Annotated in this window: 15 protein-coding genes; 3 read left to right on the top strand and 12 right to left on the bottom strand. The window is 71.6% G+C overall.

Going from position 1 to position 17,110, the window contains the following annotated elements:
* The first annotated feature begins 102 nt into the window (after positions 1-102).
* Positions 103-1,371 carry a sensor histidine kinase gene (locus JL106_RS16740; protein ID WP_205261889.1) on the top strand — a complete coding sequence of 423 codons (1,269 nt, stop codon included), beginning with the start codon at positions 103-105 and terminating at the stop codon, positions 1,369-1,371.
* Positions 1,368-2,072 carry a response regulator transcription factor gene (locus JL106_RS16735; RefSeq protein WP_328842551.1) on the top strand — a complete coding sequence of 235 codons (705 nt, stop codon included), beginning with the start codon at positions 1,368-1,370 and terminating at the stop codon, positions 2,070-2,072. Before JL106_RS16740 ends, JL106_RS16735 begins: the two co-directional genes overlap by 4 nt.
* 10 nt (positions 2,073-2,082) lie before the next feature.
* Here the strand turns inward: JL106_RS16735 and JL106_RS16730 are convergent, their stop codons facing one another.
* The 3 genes from JL106_RS16730 to JL106_RS16720 form a co-directional block, all read right to left on the bottom strand.
* Positions 2,083-3,285 (bottom strand): amidohydrolase, encoded by a 1,203-nt coding sequence (locus JL106_RS16730; RefSeq protein ID WP_205261888.1) that lies wholly within the window; start codon positions 3,283-3,285, stop codon positions 2,083-2,085.
* Between the two features lie 6 nt (positions 3,286-3,291).
* The gene (locus JL106_RS16725) at positions 3,292-4,398 is read right to left on the bottom strand and encodes an inositol-3-phosphate synthase (RefSeq protein ID WP_205261887.1); all 1,107 of its coding nucleotides are present in this window, start codon (positions 4,396-4,398) and stop codon (positions 3,292-3,294) included.
* Between the two features lie 99 nt (positions 4,399-4,497).
* Positions 4,498-5,103 carry a PadR family transcriptional regulator gene (locus JL106_RS16720; protein WP_328842550.1) on the bottom strand — a complete coding sequence of 202 codons (606 nt, stop codon included), beginning with the start codon at positions 5,101-5,103 and terminating at the stop codon, positions 4,498-4,500.
* Between the two features lie 234 nt (positions 5,104-5,337).
* Here JL106_RS16720 and JL106_RS16715 point away from each other — a divergent pair, with 234 nt between their 5' ends.
* Positions 5,338-5,742, top strand: a complete 405-nt coding sequence (locus JL106_RS16715) for a DUF5318 domain-containing protein (RefSeq protein ID WP_205261886.1) — start codon at positions 5,338-5,340, stop codon at positions 5,740-5,742.
* A 10-nt stretch (positions 5,743-5,752) separates the two neighbouring features.
* Here the strand turns inward: JL106_RS16715 and JL106_RS16710 are convergent, their stop codons facing one another.
* The 9 genes from JL106_RS16710 to JL106_RS16670 all read right to left on the bottom strand — a co-directional run bounded on the left by JL106_RS16710 (position 5,753) and on the right by JL106_RS16670 (position 16,734).
* Positions 5,753-6,559, bottom strand: coding sequence for an SDR family NAD(P)-dependent oxidoreductase (locus JL106_RS16710; RefSeq protein WP_205261885.1), 807 nt, complete (start codon positions 6,557-6,559; stop codon positions 5,753-5,755).
* 110 nt (positions 6,560-6,669) lie between these two features.
* Complete coding sequence (locus tag JL106_RS16705; RefSeq protein WP_205261884.1) at positions 6,670-7,836, bottom strand: MFS transporter; 1,167 nt, start codon at positions 7,834-7,836, stop codon at positions 6,670-6,672.
* 33 nt (positions 7,837-7,869) lie between these two features.
* Complete coding sequence (locus tag JL106_RS16700) at positions 7,870-9,489, bottom strand: ABC transporter substrate-binding protein (protein ID WP_205261883.1); 1,620 nt, start codon at positions 9,487-9,489, stop codon at positions 7,870-7,872.
* Positions 9,490-9,779: 290 nt separating this feature from the next.
* Complete coding sequence (locus JL106_RS16695; protein WP_205261882.1) at positions 9,780-11,381, bottom strand: ABC transporter substrate-binding protein; 1,602 nt, start codon at positions 11,379-11,381, stop codon at positions 9,780-9,782.
* 141 nt (positions 11,382-11,522) lie between these two features.
* On the bottom strand, positions 11,523-12,470 hold the full coding sequence (locus JL106_RS16690) for an NADP-dependent oxidoreductase (protein WP_205261881.1): 948 nt from the start codon (positions 12,468-12,470) through the stop codon (positions 11,523-11,525).
* An 8-nt stretch (positions 12,471-12,478) separates the two neighbouring features.
* The gene (locus tag JL106_RS16685; protein ID WP_205261880.1) at positions 12,479-13,657 is read right to left on the bottom strand and encodes an ABC transporter ATP-binding protein; all 1,179 of its coding nucleotides are present in this window, start codon (positions 13,655-13,657) and stop codon (positions 12,479-12,481) included.
* On the bottom strand, positions 13,654-14,694 hold the full coding sequence (locus tag JL106_RS16680; RefSeq protein WP_205261879.1) for an ABC transporter ATP-binding protein: 1,041 nt from the start codon (positions 14,692-14,694) through the stop codon (positions 13,654-13,656). The genes JL106_RS16685 and JL106_RS16680 overlap by 4 nt, the downstream gene beginning before the upstream one ends.
* Before the next feature lie 61 nt (positions 14,695-14,755).
* Positions 14,756-15,781, bottom strand: a complete 1,026-nt coding sequence (locus tag JL106_RS16675) for an ABC transporter permease (RefSeq protein WP_205261878.1) — start codon at positions 15,779-15,781, stop codon at positions 14,756-14,758.
* On the bottom strand, positions 15,778-16,734 hold the full coding sequence (locus JL106_RS16670; RefSeq protein ID WP_205261877.1) for an ABC transporter permease: 957 nt from the start codon (positions 16,732-16,734) through the stop codon (positions 15,778-15,780). Before JL106_RS16670 ends, JL106_RS16675 begins: the two co-directional genes overlap by 4 nt.
* Positions 16,735-17,110: the final 376 nt, after the last annotated feature.

Genomic DNA, 17,110 nt, shown 5'->3' with positions numbered 1-17,110 from the left:
GGGTCGCACCTGCGGCGGGCGGAGTCCGACCGGGGTCGGGACTTGTGCTCCGCGGAGCGCCGGGCCGTGCCCGGGACCGTCCCGGAGACCTACCCTGCGGGGATGGTCGAGCGGTGGTCCCGGTGGTTCGGCGAGCACCGCACCCTGCCGGACGCCCTGCTTGCGCTCGCACTGTTCGTGCTGTCGGCGCCCACGCTGGGACAGTCCGGGGAGCCGACCGCCGTCGAGCTGCTGATGACCGTGGCGCTGCTGCTGCCGCTGCTGTTCCGGCGGGCCGCGCCCGAGGCCATGGTCGGGGTGACCGCGGCGATCTGCCTGCTCCAGGTGTTGTTGCTGTCCCGACCGCTGATGGCCGACCTGGTCGTGCTGGTGGCGGTGCACACCGCGGCCGCTCACATCGCCGACCGGCGCTGGGGCCTGGCCACCGCCGCCACCGCCGTCGTCGGGTCGGTGCTGGCCGGGCTGCGCTGGTTCGGTCGGAACGACCCGTCCGTGCTGGTGCTGGGCATCGCCGTGGGCGTGATCGCGGTGACTGCCGCCCTGGTGCTGGGGCGCTGGCAACGGGAACGACGCGAGCGCACGGCCGACCAGCTGGCCGCGGCGCGGGAGCGGACGGTGCTGCTGGAACGCGAGCACCAGCAGCGACTGCAGGTCAGCGCGGCCGCCGAGCGCGCCCGCATCGCCCGGGAGCTGCACGACATCGTGGCCCACTCCCTGTCCGTGGTGATCGTGCAGGCGGACGGGGCCGCGGCGGCGTCGGAGGTGGACCCGTCGGTGGCCCCGGCCGCGCTGGCCACCATCGCCGACACCGGCCGCGAGGCGCTGGCCGAGATGCGGCGGATGATCGGGGTCCTGCGCACCGGCGGGGACCTGGATCCGGACGGCGCCGCCGAGCGGGACGGTCGCGGCAGCGGGCCGGCGGACGCGGGGTTCGCACCGATGCCGCAGCTGACCGACATCCCCGACCTGGTCGCCCAGGTGCGCCGGACCGGTCTGGACGTCACCCTCACGTTGCCGGATCCGGTGCCCGAGGTGCCGGCCGGTCTGGGCCTGACCGTCTACCGGGTGGTCCAGGAGTCGCTCACCAACGTGCTCAAGCACGCCGGTCCGGACCCGTCGGTGGACGTCCGGGTCGCGGCCACCCCGTCCCGGCTGCTGGTGGTGGTCACCGACGACGGGCGTGGCGCGGCGGCCTGGGGGGCCGGGCAGCCGCTCGACCAGGGCGGGCACGGCCTGACCGGCATGCGGGAGCGGGTGGTGCTGCAGGGCGGGACGGTGCAGGCGGCGCCGCGGGTCGGCGGCGGGTTCCAGGTGGTGGCCGAACTGCCGGTCCCGACGTCGGTCGGGCCGGTCGGGGCGGGTCGCCGGTGACCGCCTCGGGTGCGGTGGGGATCCGGGTCGCCCTGATCGACGACCAGCACCTGGTCCGCTCGGGCTTCCGCATGCTCATCGACGCACAGCCGGACATGGTCGTGGTGGGGGAGGCCGGGACCGGCATCGAGGCCGTCGCCCTCACCGGACGGCTGGCCGACGGGGGTGATCCCGGGGTCGACGTGGTGCTGATGGACGTGCGGATGCCGGGGATGGACGGGGTGCAGGCCTGCGCGCAGGTGCTGGCCCGGCCGGTCGCGCCGAGGGTGCTGATGCTGACCACGTTCGACCTGGACGAGTACGTGTGGGCGGCGCTGCGGGCCGGGGCCAGTGGCTTCCTGCTGAAGGACGCCCGGCCGGACGAGCTGCTCGGCGCGATCCGCTCGGTCGCCGCCGGCGACGCGGTGGTCGCCCCGAGCGCGACCCGCCGGCTGATCGAGCAGTTCAGCCACACCCTGCCCAGCCCGACCGCGTCAGGCCCGGTCCCCGACCAGCGCCTCGACGTGCTCACCGCCCGGGAACGGGAGGTGCTGGCGCTGATCGCCACCGGCGCGTCCAACACCGAGATCGCCGACCGGCTGGTGCTGGCCGAGGCGACGGTGAAGACGCACGTGGGCCGGCTGCTGGCCAAGCTGGACGTGCGCGACCGGGTCGGGCTGGTCGTGCTCGCCTACGAGACCGGGCTGGCCGGCACCGACTGAACCGGGCCGGTCAGCCCTGCAGTTCGACCCGCAGCTGCGGGTCGGCTGCGGCGCCCGCCGCCGTCCGGGCCAGCGCCACCGCCGCGTCCAGCATGGCCCGATGGGCCGACGGGGTCGCGGCCTGCGCGGCGAAGTCCCGGGAGTGGATGACCGCCTGCACCCCGGGCAGCGGCAGCCACGGGTGCAGGCTGGGGATGCGCTGCGAGACGTTGCCCATGTCGGTGGACGCCAGCCCGGGCAGCGGCGCCCGGTGCACCGGGTGACCGAGCTCGCCGATCGCCGACGACCACAGCGCGCCGAGCCCCTCGTGCTGGCGCAGCGGCTCGTACCGGGGTTCGGTCTCGGTGATCGCGACCGTCGTCTCGGTGGCCAGCGCGGCCGCGTCGAAGCACAACCGGACCCGGCGCTCCAGCTCCAGGTAGTCCTCGAGCAGCAGGGCGCGGCACTCGAAGTCGACCACGGCCCGGTCCGAGATGATGTTCGTCGCCGCACCGCCGGAGACCACGTACGCGGACACCCGCAGCCCGTCCGCCAGCTGCTGCCGGAGCAGCCCGATGGCCACCCCGGCCAGCGTCGCCGCGTCCATGGCGTTGCGGCCCAGGTGCGGGGCGGCGGCCGCGTGCGCCGCCTGTCCGGTGAACACGGCCCGGAACCGCCCGGCCGCTTGCGAGGTGGTGCCCACCGGATTGGCCGAGAACTCCTCCGGCGCCGGATGCACCATCAGCGCGGCGTGCACGCCGTCGAAGACACCCCGCTCCAGCAGCACCGCCTTGCCGCCGCCGTGCTCCTCGGCCGGGCAGCCGATGACCTGCACGGTCACGTCGAGCTGGCCGGCCACCGCGGCCAGTCCGATCGCCGCCCCGAGCGAGGATCCGGCGATGAGCGGGTGCCCACAGCCGTGCCCGATCTCGGGCAGGGCGTCGTACTCGGCGCAGAACGCGACGACGAGCGACCCGCTGCCGGCGGTGGCCCGGAACGCCGTGGCCAGGCCCCCGACGCCCCGGTCCACCGTGAACCCGGCGTGCTCCAGCAGGGCGGTCGCCGCGGCGGCCGCCCGGTGCTCGTCGAACGCGAGCTCCGGGTCGGCCGCCAGCGCTGTGGCCAGCATGGTGAGGTCGGTCGAGACGGCCCGCACCGCCGCCTCGACGCGGGTCCCGACGTCCGCCGGGTCCAGGGCGCCCGGGGCGTCGATCCGGACGTCAGCCCCGGTCATCCCCATTCAGTCGTTCAGCTCGCCCGCGATGAAGCGCTCGACGTTGACCCGCGCCTCCTCGTCGGAGTACTGCACCGGCGGCGACTTCATGAAGTACGACGACGCCGACAGCAGCGGGCCGCCCAGCCCGCGGTCCTTGGCGATCTTCGCCGCGCGCACCGCGTCGATGATGACGCCGGCAGAGTTCGGCGAGTCCCACACCTCGAGCTTGTACTCCAGGTTCAGCGGCACGTCACCGAAGGCGCGGCCCTCCAGGCGGACGTACGCCCACTTGCGGTCGTCCAGCCAGGCCACGTAGTCGCTCGGACCGATGTGGACGTTGTCCTTGCCGAGGTCGTGCCGCACCTGAGAGGTGACGGCCTGCGTCTTGGAGATCTTCTTGGACTCGAGCCGCTCACGCTCGAGCATGTTCATGAAGTCCATGTTGCCGCCGACGTTCAGCTGCATGGTGCGGTCCAGGACGACGCCCCGGTCCTCGAACAGCTTGGCCAGCACCCGGTGGGTGATGGTCGCGCCGACCTGCGACTTGATGTCGTCACCGACGATGGGCAGGCCGGCGGCGCGGAACTTCTCGGCCCACTCCGGGGTGCCGGCGATGAACACGGGCAGCGCGTTCACGAAGGCGCACCCGGCGTCGATGGCCGCCTGCGCGTAGTACCTGGCGGCGTCCTCGGACCCCACCGGCAGGTAGCAGACGACGACGTCGACCTCGGCGGCGCGCAGCGCGGCGGCCACGTCCACCGGCTCGGCGTCGGCCTCGGCGATCGTCTGCTGGTAGTACTTGCCGAGCCCGTCCAGCGTCGCACCGCGCTGCACGGTCACGCCGGTCGGCGGCACCTCGGCGATGGTGATGGTGTTGTTCTCGCTGGCGTTGATCGCCTCGGCCAGGTCGAACCCGACCTTCTTGGCGTCGACGTCGAACGCGGCGACGAACTCCAGGTCGCTGACGTGGTAGTCGCCGAACTGGACGTGCATGAGGCCGGGGACGGTGCTCGCCGGATCAGCGTCCTTGTAGTACTGCACGCCCTGGACCAGGGACGACGCGCAGTTCCCGACCCCGACGATGGCGACGCGAATGGCCCGATCGGATCGTCGGGTAGCGGTGGATGACACCAAGGATCTCCTTCTGCTTCCGGGTACTGCTGTCGAGTGTGAGGGCTGAGGGGCGGGATCCCGGCATCGAGGTGAGACCGCCGACCGGTCGGCGACGCCTCAGCCGGGGCTGCCGGCAGCGCTGGTGCGCTCCCGGGCGATGAGCTCGTCGAGCCAGCGGACCTCGCGGTCGCTGGCCTCCAGGCCCAGGCGGAGGAACTCCGCGGCGGCGCCGAGGCCGGTGCCGTCGAGCCGTTCCGCGGCCCGGCTGGCCGCGGTGCGACGACCGTCGCGCTCGGCCTGGACGCGGCGGCGGCGTCCCTCCAGGACCCGCATCCGGGCCTCCGGCGTCAACCGGCCGAACAGGGCCAGCCGGATGCCGAACTCGTCGTCGGAGAACGCGTGCGGGCCGGCGTCGGCGAGCAGGCCGGCCAACTGTGCCTCACCGTCGCCGGTGATCCGGTAGGTCACCCGGGAGCGGCGATCGGCCCGGGTGAGTCGGGCGCTGTCCGCCGCCGGGTCCGGTTCGGCCGGACCGGAGGCGCTGGCCACCAGCCCGGCCTGTTGCAGCCGGTGCAACAACGGGTAGAGCGAGCCGAACGAGATCGACCGGACCAGGCCCAGGTCGTCCCGCAGCCGGATGCGCAACTGGTAGCCGTGGGCTGGGCTCTCGGCCAGGGCGGCCAGCACGGCCAGCTCGTAGATGGACGACGTCGCACGGACCACCGGACCTCCTCCCGAGCGGCTGCCCGGCCGGACGGACCCGGTCGAGTGGCGCCCATGATATGTCGCTCCGATACATCCGGCGACCACGCCGGTGCCGGTCCGTCCGTGCTCCGGTGGTGGTCGGTCGCCGGTGGAACCAGGGCGACGCGACGGCAGATGCGCAGGCCGGAGGCGGTGCATCCCGTCGGTCAGCCACCCGGCCGGGCCGCAGACCCCGGGCGTACCCTCCTGAGGATGCGCACGCAGCGAGCCCTCGTGGACTACGCGCTGCAGCGCCGCGCCGTCCTCGCGGAGGTCACTCGCGGGCGGACGGGCGTCACCGAGGTCTGCGACGCGTCCCCGTACCTGATCCGGGCGGCCAAGTTCCACGGCACCCCGACCGAGACGCCGTGCCCGGTGTGCCGCAAGGAGCCGCTCACCCACGTCTACTGGGTCTACGGCGACCAGTTGAAGCACCTGGCCGGCTCCGCGAGGACCCCGGCGGAGCTGGAACGGATGGCCGGCACGTTCGGCGAGTTCTCCGTCTACCAGGTCGAGGTGTGCCGGACCTGCTCCTGGAACCACCTGGTGGCGTCGTTCGTGATGGGCAAGGACGGCGAGCAGCCGCGCCAGCCGCGCCGCCAGTCCCGGCGGGGTTGAACCGCCCGCTTCAGCCGTCCTTCGGTTCGGTCAGCTTCGCCTGCAGGGCCGCCGCGGCGCGGTCGGGCAGCAGCTTGGCCCCGACGGCCATCGCCTTGTCCTTGAGCGTGCTGGCCGCGACCGAGTCCTTGCCGGCCATCAACGCCTCGAACCCGGCCGCGGCCACCTGGGCCGGATCGTCCTTCGGTCCTTCGGCGGCCGGCGTCCCCTGCATCCCGGCCCGGTCGAAGAACCCGGTGTCGGTCGGCCCGGGCATGAGCACGGTGACGGTGACGCCGGTGTCCGTGAGCTCGTACCGGACGGCCTCGGCGAACGAGTTCAGGAAGGCCTTCGACGCGGCGTAGGTGGCGTAGAACGGGCCCGGCATCGTGCCGGCCACCGACCCGGTGATGAGCAGCCGCCCGGAGCCGCGGGCCACCATGGCCGGCAGCAGCTGCTTGGCCAGCTGCACCACGGCGACGATGTTGACCCGGATGAGGGTCAGGTCGCCGGAGAGCCCGGTGTCCAGGAACCGCCCGGCGTTGCCGACCCCGGCGTTCAGCGCGAGCGCGTCGACCGGCCGGCCCGTCGCCTCGACGTGCCGGACCAGCGCCGCCGGGCCGTCGTCGCTGGCCAGGTCGGCCCGCAGCGTGGTGATCGTGGCGTCGTGGTGCTCGGACCGCACCCCGGCGGCCGCGGTCTCCAGCCCGTCGTCCTCGGCGCACAGCAGCACGTCGAAATGGTGGCCGGCGAACTGGCGGGCCAGCTCCAGACCGATACCGGACGAGGACCCGGTCACGACGGCGAAGGAGCGACCGGCGGTGGGTGCTGGACTCACGGGAACCTCCGGGAGGAGCGAGGACGCTGATGCCGGTGCGGTACCCGGCGCACCGAGGCGTGAACCGACCACGGGACGCACCGTCACCGGTGCCGTCGTCAGTGACGGCGTCAGTGGTGATGCCGACGCAGCCGCCACCCGCGGTGTGCGGCCGCCACGGCGGCGGCCCCGGCCAGCACCAGCAGCGGCAGCCGGTCGCCCCACGCCGGCCGCAGGGCCTCCACCAGGACGGGCACCCCGAACCCGAGATAGGCGCAGACGTAGAACACGCCGGTGAGCGAGCCGCGCCGAGCCGGTGGCGCCCAGGTGGCCAGGTCGAGCAGCCCGCCACGCAGGCACAGGCCGTACCCGACGCCGAGCAGCGTTCCGGCGAGCAGGAACATGCCCAACGGCGGGTCGGCGACCACGGCGGCGACCAGGGCCAGCCCGGCCGCGGACGCGGTGGCACCGACGACGCCCACGGAGGCTCCGGCGTGCAGCCGGCGCGCCACCATCTGGGCGACGACACCGGTGCCCATGACCAGTCCCGCGCCCAGCCCGGCCGGCAGCGGACCGCCGACCGAGCCCTCGAGCCGGGACGGCAGCGTCACGATCCCGACGGCGGTGCTGGTGAACACGAACGGCGCGACGGGCAGCGCCCAGCCCAGCGCCGTGTGGGCCGATCGGGGGCGGACGGGGACCGGATCGGTGGGGACGGGACCGTCCGGCGGCGGGAGTGCGTCCACCCGGGCGGCGGCCAGGATGGCGCCGACGGACAGGGCCGCGCTCAGCGCGAACGCGACGACCAGCGGGGCCGGCAGCCACTGGGCCAGGACGCCGGAGACCACCGGGCCGGCGGCGAAGCCCGCGGTGAGCGCCACCCCGGCGCGGACGGAACCGGCGGCGCCGCGTCGGTCGGTCGCCCAGGCCGTCCCGGCGCTGATCGTGGCCCCGGCGCCCAACCCGACCAGCAGCCGGCCGACCACCAGTCCGGCCGGGTCGTGCCAGGCGAGCAGCGACACGGTGCCGGCCAGGGCGACCGCCGCCCCGGGCAGGGCCAGCCGTCGGCGACCGATCCGGTCGGACAGTGACCCGCCGAGCAGCAGTCCCGGCAGCAGGCCCACCGCGTACAGGCCGAAGACCCCGGCGAGCAGGCCGGCGGACAGGTGTTCCTGCTCGCGGAGCACCGGCAGGAGCGCCACGAAGTGGTTGGCCGCCCACCCGGTGGCGAACAACAACGACAGGACCGGCGCCACCGGCACCGGTCCTGTCGTCGTCGCTGGGAGCCGGCTGGTCACCGGAGCACGGTAACCAGCCGACCCGGGGTCAGATCACGCGGTGACACCCACCCCGCGCAGGTTCGGCGCATACGCGACCTGGTAGCCCTCGGGGAAGACGGCCTTGTCGGTCCACGCGCTCGGCGGGATGTGCTGGTGGAGCGGGAAGTTCTTCAGGATCTTCTTCTCCTCCTCGATCATCTTGTGGATCCCGGGGAGCCGCTCCTCGCGCGTGGCGCCCTCGAGGGCCTCCAGCCAGGCCGCCTGGAACTCGGGCGTCGAGAGGTTCCACGGGTTGCGGAACTGCCCGGGCAGGCTGACCAGGTACGGCGTCGTCGGATCGGCGAACGGCGCACCGAAGCCGGCGTAGGCGTTGCCCTCCTGGCGGCTGAAGAACGTGACCGGCGTGGTCGGCGACTCGATGACCCGGGTGGTGGCCCGGATCCCGACCTCGGCCAGCATCGGCACGATGGCGTCCGCGGTGGCCCGGTGGTCGTCCAGACTTGGCACCAGCAGCTCGATGTCGACGCCGTCCGCGTAGCCGGCCTCGGCCAGCAGTGCCTTGGCCTTCTCCGGGTCGTAGCCGTACTCCGGGTTGTCCGGCGTGACGTCCGGGTCGTAGGCCCAGCTGTCCGGCGTCTCGTACTGCGCCACCGGGTTGCCCATGCCGAAGAACACCCCGTCGACGATGGCCTGCCGGTCGATGGCGTGCTCGGTGGCCTGCCGGACCCGGAAGTCGTCGAACGGCGGCTTCCCGGGGTTCATGTTGAACGACACGATGGTCTGACTCTTGGACGGCGCGGTGTTCAGCCCGGCCGCCGCGGCCTGCTCCGACTGCGAGGGGTCCAGGTAGGTCAGCTCGGCCTGGCCGGTCTGCAGCATGTTCAGCCGGGTGGGCGCCGCGGTCTGCACGTAGATCTCGTACTTGGCCGCCTTGGCCGCCTCCGGATCCCAGTAGTCCTCGTTGCGGTCGTACTTGGAGACCTGACCGGGGACGTACTCGGTCAGCTTGGCGAAGCCGGAGCCGACCGGCTTCTGGTCCAGGTCCGGATTGCTGAAGGCGGCGGGGCTGACCATCGATCCGGACGGGCCGGCGAACAGCGCCGGCAGATCGCCGCCGGGGCCGGTCAGGTTGATCTGGACGGTGGTCTCGTCGATGACCTGCACGTCGCCGACCCGGGCCAGATTGCCCTTCTGGGTGCTCTCCGGCAGGTTCTTCATCCGCTCGATGTTGGCCTTGACCGCCTCGGCGTCGAAGTGGGTGCCGTCGATGAAGTCGACGTCGTCCCGCAGCTTCATGGTCAGGGCCGTCTGGTCGGCGTTGAACTCCCACTCGGTGGCCAGTCCGGGGATCAGCTCACCGGCCTGGTCCTCCATCAGCAGCTGGTCGTAGACCAGCCGGAAGAAGATCAGGTCCCACGGGTTGCCCGAGCGGTGCGGGTCGAAGGTCGACGGGTTCTGCACGAACACGTACCGGAACGTGCCGTTCGGGTCGAGTTGGTCGGCGTTCTGGCCGATGTCCTCGACACCGGTCTCCACTGCCGAACCCTCGCCGCCTCCGCCGGAGTTCCCGTCGGATCCGCCGCCGCACCCCGACAGGGCCAGGGCAGCGACGGTGACGGCACCGACCAGCCACCGGGTGCGCCGCTGCCGCAGCTTCGCTGATGCGCTCATGTGTTCCTTCCTCGCGTCGTCGTGGTCATGACCAGGGCCGATGACAGCGCACCGGCTCGATCGTGCCGTCCCCATCCGGAACGTCTGCCGCCGGTGGCACACCGGCGGGGACCGTCACTCTCGCACGTTCCGCGACGCAGGACCACGGTCCGGTGGACGCGCCGCGGACTGTTCTCGAACCGAGACCTTTGCACTGCGAAGCATTCTGGGGCGACACAGAACGCCCGGGCGTCGACATCGTCGACAGCCCGGGCGTTCTGGACATCATGTGATCGCGGGTGGGACGGCGATCAGCCTGCGGTCACACCCACGTAGCGCAGGTCGGGGGCGTAGGCCGGGCGGTAGCCCTCCGGGAACGCGGCCTTGTCGGTCCACGCGCTCGGCGGGTAGTGCGCCAGCATGGCGAAGCTCTTCCGGATGTTCTTCTCCTCCTCGACCATCCTGTGGATGGCGGGGAGCCGCTCCTCCTGGGTCGCGCCCTGCAGCGACTCCAGCCACGCCTGCTGGAACTCCGGCGTGGTGGTGTTCCACGGGTTGGCGTACTGGTCGGGCAGGCTCGCCTGGTAGACCGACGAGATGTCCTGGAACGGGGACCCCATGCCCGGGAAGGCGTTGCCCTCCTGGCGGCCGTAGAAGGTCACACCGGTGGTCGGGGACTCGACCACGCGCAGGTTCGCCCGCAGGCCGGCCTCGGCCAGCATCGGCTGCAGTGCCTCGGCGATGGCGCGGTGGTCGTCCAGACCCGGCACCAGCATCTCGAAGTCGACCCCGTCCGGGTAGCCGGCCTCGGCCAGCAGCGCCTTGGCCTTCTCCACGTCGTAGTTCCAGCGCGGGTCGTCGGCCGCGACGTTCGGGTCGTAGGCCCAGTAGTCCGGCGGCATGTACTGCGCGACGGGCAGATCCAGCCCGAAGAACACGCCGTCGACGAGGCCCTGCTTGTCCACCGCGTGCTCGAACGCCTCACGCACCCGGTAGTCGTTGAACGGCGGCTTGCCGGTGTTCATGTACATCGACATGATCGACAGGCTCTTGGACGGGGCGACGTTCAGCCCGACCTGGGCAGCCTGCTCGTTCTGCGAGGGGTCCAGGTAGGTGAGCTCGGCCTGGCCGGTCTGCAGCATGTTCAGCCGGGTGGGAGCCGAGGTCTGGGCGTAGATCTCGTAGTGCGCGGCACCGGCAGCCTCGGGCTCCCAGTAGTCCTCGTTGCGGTCGTACTTGGACACCTGGCCGGGCACGTACTCGGCCAGCGTGGCGAAGCCGGAGCCGACCGGCTTCTGGTCCAGGTCGGGGTTGCTGAACGCGGCCGGGCTGATCATCGAGCCGGCGGTACCGCTGAACAGCGCCGGCAGGTTGCCGCCGGGGCCGGTCAGGTTGATCTGCACCGTGTACTCGTCGACCACCTGCACGTCACCGACTCGGGCGAGCGCGCCCTTGAGGGTGCTGGTCTCGAGGGTCTTGGCCCGCTCGATGTTGGCCTTGACCGCCTCGGCGTTGAAGTGGGTGCCGTCGATGAAGTCGACGTCGTCCCGCAGCTTCATGGTGAGCGCGGTCTGGTCCGCGTTGAACTCCCACTCGGTGGCCAGCTGGGGAACCAGCTCGCCCTCCTCGTTCTCGCGCACCAGCTGGTCGTAGACCAGCCGGAAGAAGATCATGTCCCACGGATTGGCGGATCGGTGCGGGTCGAAGGTCGACGGGTTCTGCACGAACACGTAGCGGAAGGTCCCGTTCGGGTCCCGCTGGTCGTAGTTCGCGCCGATGGCGTCCAGGCCCTGGGAGACGGTGCCGCCGGCTGCGCCGGACGTGCTCCCGTCACCGCCCCCGGAGTCACCGTCGGAACCCCCGCCACAGGCGGACAGGGTCAGGGCGGCGGCGGCGACGAATCCGACCAACATCCGTGATCGTCGAGATCGCAGCCTCATTGCTGTGCTCATTTCGATGTCCTCCTGGACACGGGTGTGTGGAACTGGTGGAGCGATCATGCGTTGGTGCGACCCCGACACCATGGACAGCGTCGGGGAACTCGATGTGGTGCGTCAGAAGGTCAGCACCAGCCGGCCGCGCGTCCCGCCGGCCTGCAGCCGCTCGTGGGCCGCGGCGGCTTCCTCCGCCGGATAGGTCTGCGCCACCCGGAGGGTCAGCACGTTCGCGGTGACCAGTTCGGCCAGGTCCGCGATCGACGCGCCGTCGCGCAGGTGGTCGCGCACCTTCACGGCGTGGATCCGGATGCCACGCTCGCTCGGTCCCTCCCAGAAGCGGACCGTGACCAGGGCACCGCCGTCCTTGACGATCGGCAGGGCGCCGGCGTCCAGCACGGCCGCGTCCAGCAGCCCGTCGACGCCGTCGGGGGCGACCGCCCGGAACGCTGCCGTCTCCTGCTGGGGATCGCGGGAGCTGCGGACGACGACATCGGGACCGAACGAGCGGACCAGCTCCTCGTCCCGTTCGGACGCGTCGGCGATCACCCGGAGCCCGGCGTGCTTGCCGAGCTGGACCGCGTAGCCGCCGACGGCGCCGGCCGCCCCGGTGACGCCGAGCGTCTGGCCGGGGGACAGGTCCAGGTGCTGCAACGCCGAGAGGACGGTCAGCCCGTTCATCGGCAGGGTGGAGGCCTCCGCGTCCGAGATCCCCTCCGGGACCGGGGCGACCGCGTCGGCGGGAACCACGACGTACTGCGCGTAGCTCCCGCCGAGCGGCCGACGTGGATGGACGATGGCCATGACCCGCTGGCCGACCGCGAACCGGCTGGTCACCGCACTGCCGACCTCGTCGATCCGGCCGGCGAACTCCATGCCCGGGATCCACGGTGGCGGCAGCTCGGCGTCCGCCGGCGGACCGGTCTGCCGGAACGCGGTGTCGGTCGGGTTCACCGCCGCGGCCGCCACCTGGATCCGGACCTCGTCGACGCCCGGCTCGGGGACCGGCAGTTCGACGATGCGCAGGACGTCAGGGCCGCCGGGTTCCGGGACTCCGACGGCGCGCATCGTCCGGCTCACGCCACGACCTGCGCCGCGTCGTTCTCGATCGTCCGCGTGCTGCCGGTGCTGATGATGCGCAGGGATCGGCCCTGCAGCATCGGGCCGGAGGTGTGCAGGTGGCAGGCCACCTCGCCGCCACCCACCTTCGGGGTCGGCTGCGGCATCACGGTGCGGCAGATGTCCATCGCGTACGCGCACCGGGTGTGGAACCGGCAGCCCGGGGGCACACGGGACGGATCCGGCGGGTCACCGGCGAGCACGATCCGCTCGCGGCTGCGCTGGGTCTTCGGCGACGGGATCGGCACCGCGGACAGCAATGCCTCGGTGTACGGGTGGGCCGGTTCGTCGAAGACGGCCTTGGTCGGGCCGTGCTCGACGATCTGGCCCAGGTACATGACGGCGACCCGGTCCGAGATGTGCCGCACCACCGACAGGTCGTGGGCGATGAACAGGTAGGTCAGGCCGATCTTCTGGGACAACTCCTCCAGCAGGTCGATGACCTGGTTCTGGGTGGAGACGTCCAGAGCACTGACCGCCTCGTCCAGGACCAGGATCTTCGGATCGGCCGCGATGGCGCGGGCGATGGTCAGCCGCTGCCGCTGACCGCCGGAGAACTCGTGCGGGTACCGGACCATGTAGTCCGGCGGCAGGCCGACCAGACGGAGCAGTTCGGCCACCCGCTCGGTCTTCTGCTGCCGGTTCATCTTCATGTGGACGTCCAACGGCTCGCCGATGGACTCCCGCACCAGCATCGACGGGTCCAGGGACGAGTACGGGTCCTGGAACACCATCTGGATGTCCTTGCGGGCCGGCCGCAGCTCCTTGATCGGCAGCCCGAGCAGCTCCTTGCCGTTCAGCTTGACGGAGCCGGACTTGGGCTCGACCAGGCGCATGACGCCGCGCGCGGTGGTCGACTTGCCGCAGCCGGATTCTCCCACCAGGCCCAGGGTCTCGCCCTGGTAGAGGTTGAAGCTGATGCCGTCGACGGCACGGGTCTCGACCAGCGGTCGGAACGCCTTCTTCCGGCCGAAGGTGACCAGGAGGTCCTTGACCTCCAGCAACGCCGGGCCGGACGGCTCCGGCTGCGCAACTGGTCCGGCGTCCTGCGCGGTCGCGGGCACGGAGCCCTCGGCGCCGACGGGGGAAGTCGAGGCGTCCGGGGCGGGCGAGGCTTCGGAGGCGGGGTGGCTCATGTCGTTCCCGTCAAGGTGATCTCGTCGTGACGCAGGCAGCGGGTGGTGTGGTTCGGGGCGGCCAGTTCGAGCACCGGCGACTCCCCGGTCCGGCAGCGGTCGTCCGCGTACTTGCAGCGCGGGTTGAACCGGCAACCCTCGGGGAAGGCGCCGACCCGCGGCGGATTGCCGGGGATGCTGACCAGCTCGGCCAGCGAGTTGTCCATCCGGGGCATGGCGGCCAGCAGACCCTCCATGTACGGGTGCTCCGGCTGCTCGAAGAGCGTGTCCAGCTGCGCGCCCTCGACGATCTGGCCGGCGTACATGACGACCACCCGGTCGCAGATGTCGGCGACGACGCCGAGGTCGTGGGTGATGAAGATGATCGACATGCCGTGCTCGCGCTGGATGTCGCGCAGCAGCTCGAGCACCTGGGCCTGGACGGTCACGTCGAGGGCCGTGGTCGGCTCGTCGGCGATGATGATGTCCGGGTTGCAGGCCAACGCGATGGCGATCATCACGCGCTGCCGCATCCCGCCGGAGAACTCGTACGGGTACTGCTTGAAGCGCCGGGCCGGGTTGGGCACACCCACACGGGCGAGCAGCCCGATCGCGCGTTCCTTGGCGGCCTTGCGGGACAGCCCTTCGTGCCGGCGCAGCACCTCGGCGATCTGGTCCCCGACGGTGAACGCCGGGTTCAGACTGCTCATCGGCTCCTGGAAGATCATCGAGATGACCGGCCCGCGCACGTCCGCCATCTGGCGGGGGCTCAGCGAGAGCAGGTCGTGCTCCTTGAGGCGCATCGTCTTGGCCCGGACCCGCGTCTGCTTCGGCGGCATCAGGCCGGTGATCGACAGACAGGTCACGCTCTTGCCGGAGCCGGACTCACCGACGATGCCGAGGGTCTCGCCCCGGGCCACGGAGAAGCTGACCCCGTCGACCACGGTGGCCCAGCCCTTCTCGGTGAGGACCTCGACGAAGAGGTCCTCCACCTCGAGGGTGGGCCGGTCCGAGAGCACTGCGCCGGAGGACGCAGACTGGGAGACGGCTTTGGTCATGACAGGGCCTTTCGGGATGCCGTTCGAGGAGCCGGGCGGTGGCAGCAGCGGTGCGACATCCCTACTCCTTCCGCTCTTCGCGGCCGAGGGCGTCGCGCAGACCGTCGCCCAGGGTGACGAAGGTGAACACCGTGATGGCGATCATGATCCCGGGGAAGATGCCCAGCCACGGCGAACGGCCGTAGTACAGGAAGCCTTCACGGATCATCGATCCCCAGCTGGCGTCCGGCGGCTGCACGCCCAGACCCAGGAAGCTCAGGCCGGCCTCGGTGAGCATCGCGTACCCGGCGGTCACGGCGACCGCGACGGTCAACGGGGACAGCGTGTTCGGGAGGATGTGCTTGACGATGATCGAGCCGGTCGAGGTGCCGATGCTGCGGGACGCCTCGACGTAGGTCTCCTCCTTGAGGCCGATGACCACGCCGCGGACCAGACGGACGAAGCGGGGCGACATCAGCAGGCCGACGACCATCATCGCGTTGACCAGGCTCGGCCCGAGCACGGCGACCAGGGCGATGGCCAGCAGCAGGGGCGGGAAGCTCATCAGGGCGTCGTTGACGCGCATGACGACGGCGTCGAACCGTCCGCCGAGGAAGCCCGAGACGAAGCCGATCGGCACGCCGATCACCATCGACACACCGATGGCGATCGCGATGGCGATCAGCGACACCCGGGTCCCGACGATGAGTCGGCTCAGGATGTCCCGGCCCAGCTGGTCGGTGCCCAGGATGTGACCGTTGGTGAACGGGTCCAGCAGCACCGCCCGCAGGTTCTGCTGGTTCGGGTCGTCCGGGGTGATGAACGGCCCGATGATCGCGACCAGGATGAGGAAGCCGATCACGCACAGGGCGACGACGGCGGCCTTGTTGCTGCCGACCCGTCGGCGGAAGTCCTTCCAGACGCCGCCGCCGTGCACGACCGCGGCCGTGACCTCCTCGGCGGTCGTCCCGCCGGGCAGGCCGGACGCCTGCGGAGCGTCCGGGCCCATGAACTCCTGGTCGATGATCTCGTTCGAGGTGGAGGACCGGAGGTGCTCCGTGGCCATCCGGTCCTCGCCGGAGGGATGGCTCTTCTGGGTGTCGGTCATCGCGGACGCACCTTCGGGTTCAAGTAGCCGTACGTGAGGTCGACCAGCAGGTTCGAGATCATGGCGACCAGCACCGAGATCAGCACGATGCCCTGGATGACCGGGATGTCGCGGGTGGTCACGGCCTGGATGGCGATCTGACCGAGGCCGGGGACGCCGAAGATCTGCTCCACCAGGACGGCGCCGCCGAGCAGGGCGGTGATCTGCAGGCCCAGCACGGTGACCAGCGGGACGCTGGCGTTCTTGAAGATGTGCTTGCCGATGACCTTGCCCTCGCGCAGGCCCTTGGAGCGGGCCGTGCGGATGAACTCCTGCTGGGACACGCCGATGATGGAGCCACGGAGCTGTCTGGTGCTCTCCGCGGCGCCGGCGATGCCGAGGGTCAGCGCAGGCAGGATGATGTGCTCCAGCCACTGACCGGGGCTCTCCGTGATCGGCACGTAGCCGGTCGCCGGCAGCCAGCCGAGGCCGAGGCTGAAGATCAGCACGAAGACCAGGCCCAGCCAGAACGACGGCAGCGCGATGCCCAGGGACGACCCCACGGTGGCGACCCGGTCGATCCAGGTGCCGCGCTTGACGGCCGAGATGACGGCGGTCGGCAGGGCGATCAGCAGCGAGATGAGCAGCGCCATGACCGCCAGGGACAGGGTCACGGGCAGGCCGTCGGCGATCGAGGTGGAGACCGGGCGGCTGGTGAACAGCGACGTGCCCAGGTCACCCTGGAGCGCGCCGGTGATCCAGTCCCAGTACTGGACGATGATGGGTCGGTTGAGTCCCAGCCGTTCTCGCACTTGGGCGACCTGCTCGACGGTGGCATCCGGCCCGGCGATGGTCACCGCCGGATCGCCGGGGATGAGCAGCACCAGGCTGAACACGGCGAAGGTCACCAGGATCAGCACCGGGATCGTGCTCAGGATGCGGTAGAGGATGAACTTCAGCACGAATGCGGTCACTTCCTCGTTGAAGTCTTCATGTGCGGACGTGCGGCGACCTCGGACGACGTGGTCCGATTGTTCGACGGGGTGGTGTGCGGAGTGGTCGTTCCGTCTGCGGTTGTTGGACGGTAAGCGGTCACGGTGGTCGGTCGCAATGCGGGGGGTGCGCCGGCGGATAACGATCAGATAACGGCAGCCTTTGTCGGCGATCTCGGCGGCCTTTCCTCGGGCCGCTCGACCCGCAGCCGTCGGGCCCGACCCGAGCGGCCGGGGTCGGCGCGAGCGGTGGCCGGCCACGGTGCCGCCCGGCGTGTTCGCCACCCGGCGACCACTGCCCGCAGCATCGCGGAAACGACCAGTCGTTCGATCGGCCGCCCACGACGGTCCGCGGGTG

This window comes from Nakamurella leprariae (assembly GCF_016918035.1).
Taxonomy (GTDB): domain Bacteria; phylum Actinomycetota; class Actinomycetes; order Mycobacteriales; family Nakamurellaceae; genus Nakamurella; species Nakamurella leprariae.
This window is presented reverse-complemented; position numbering and strand designations above follow the sequence as displayed.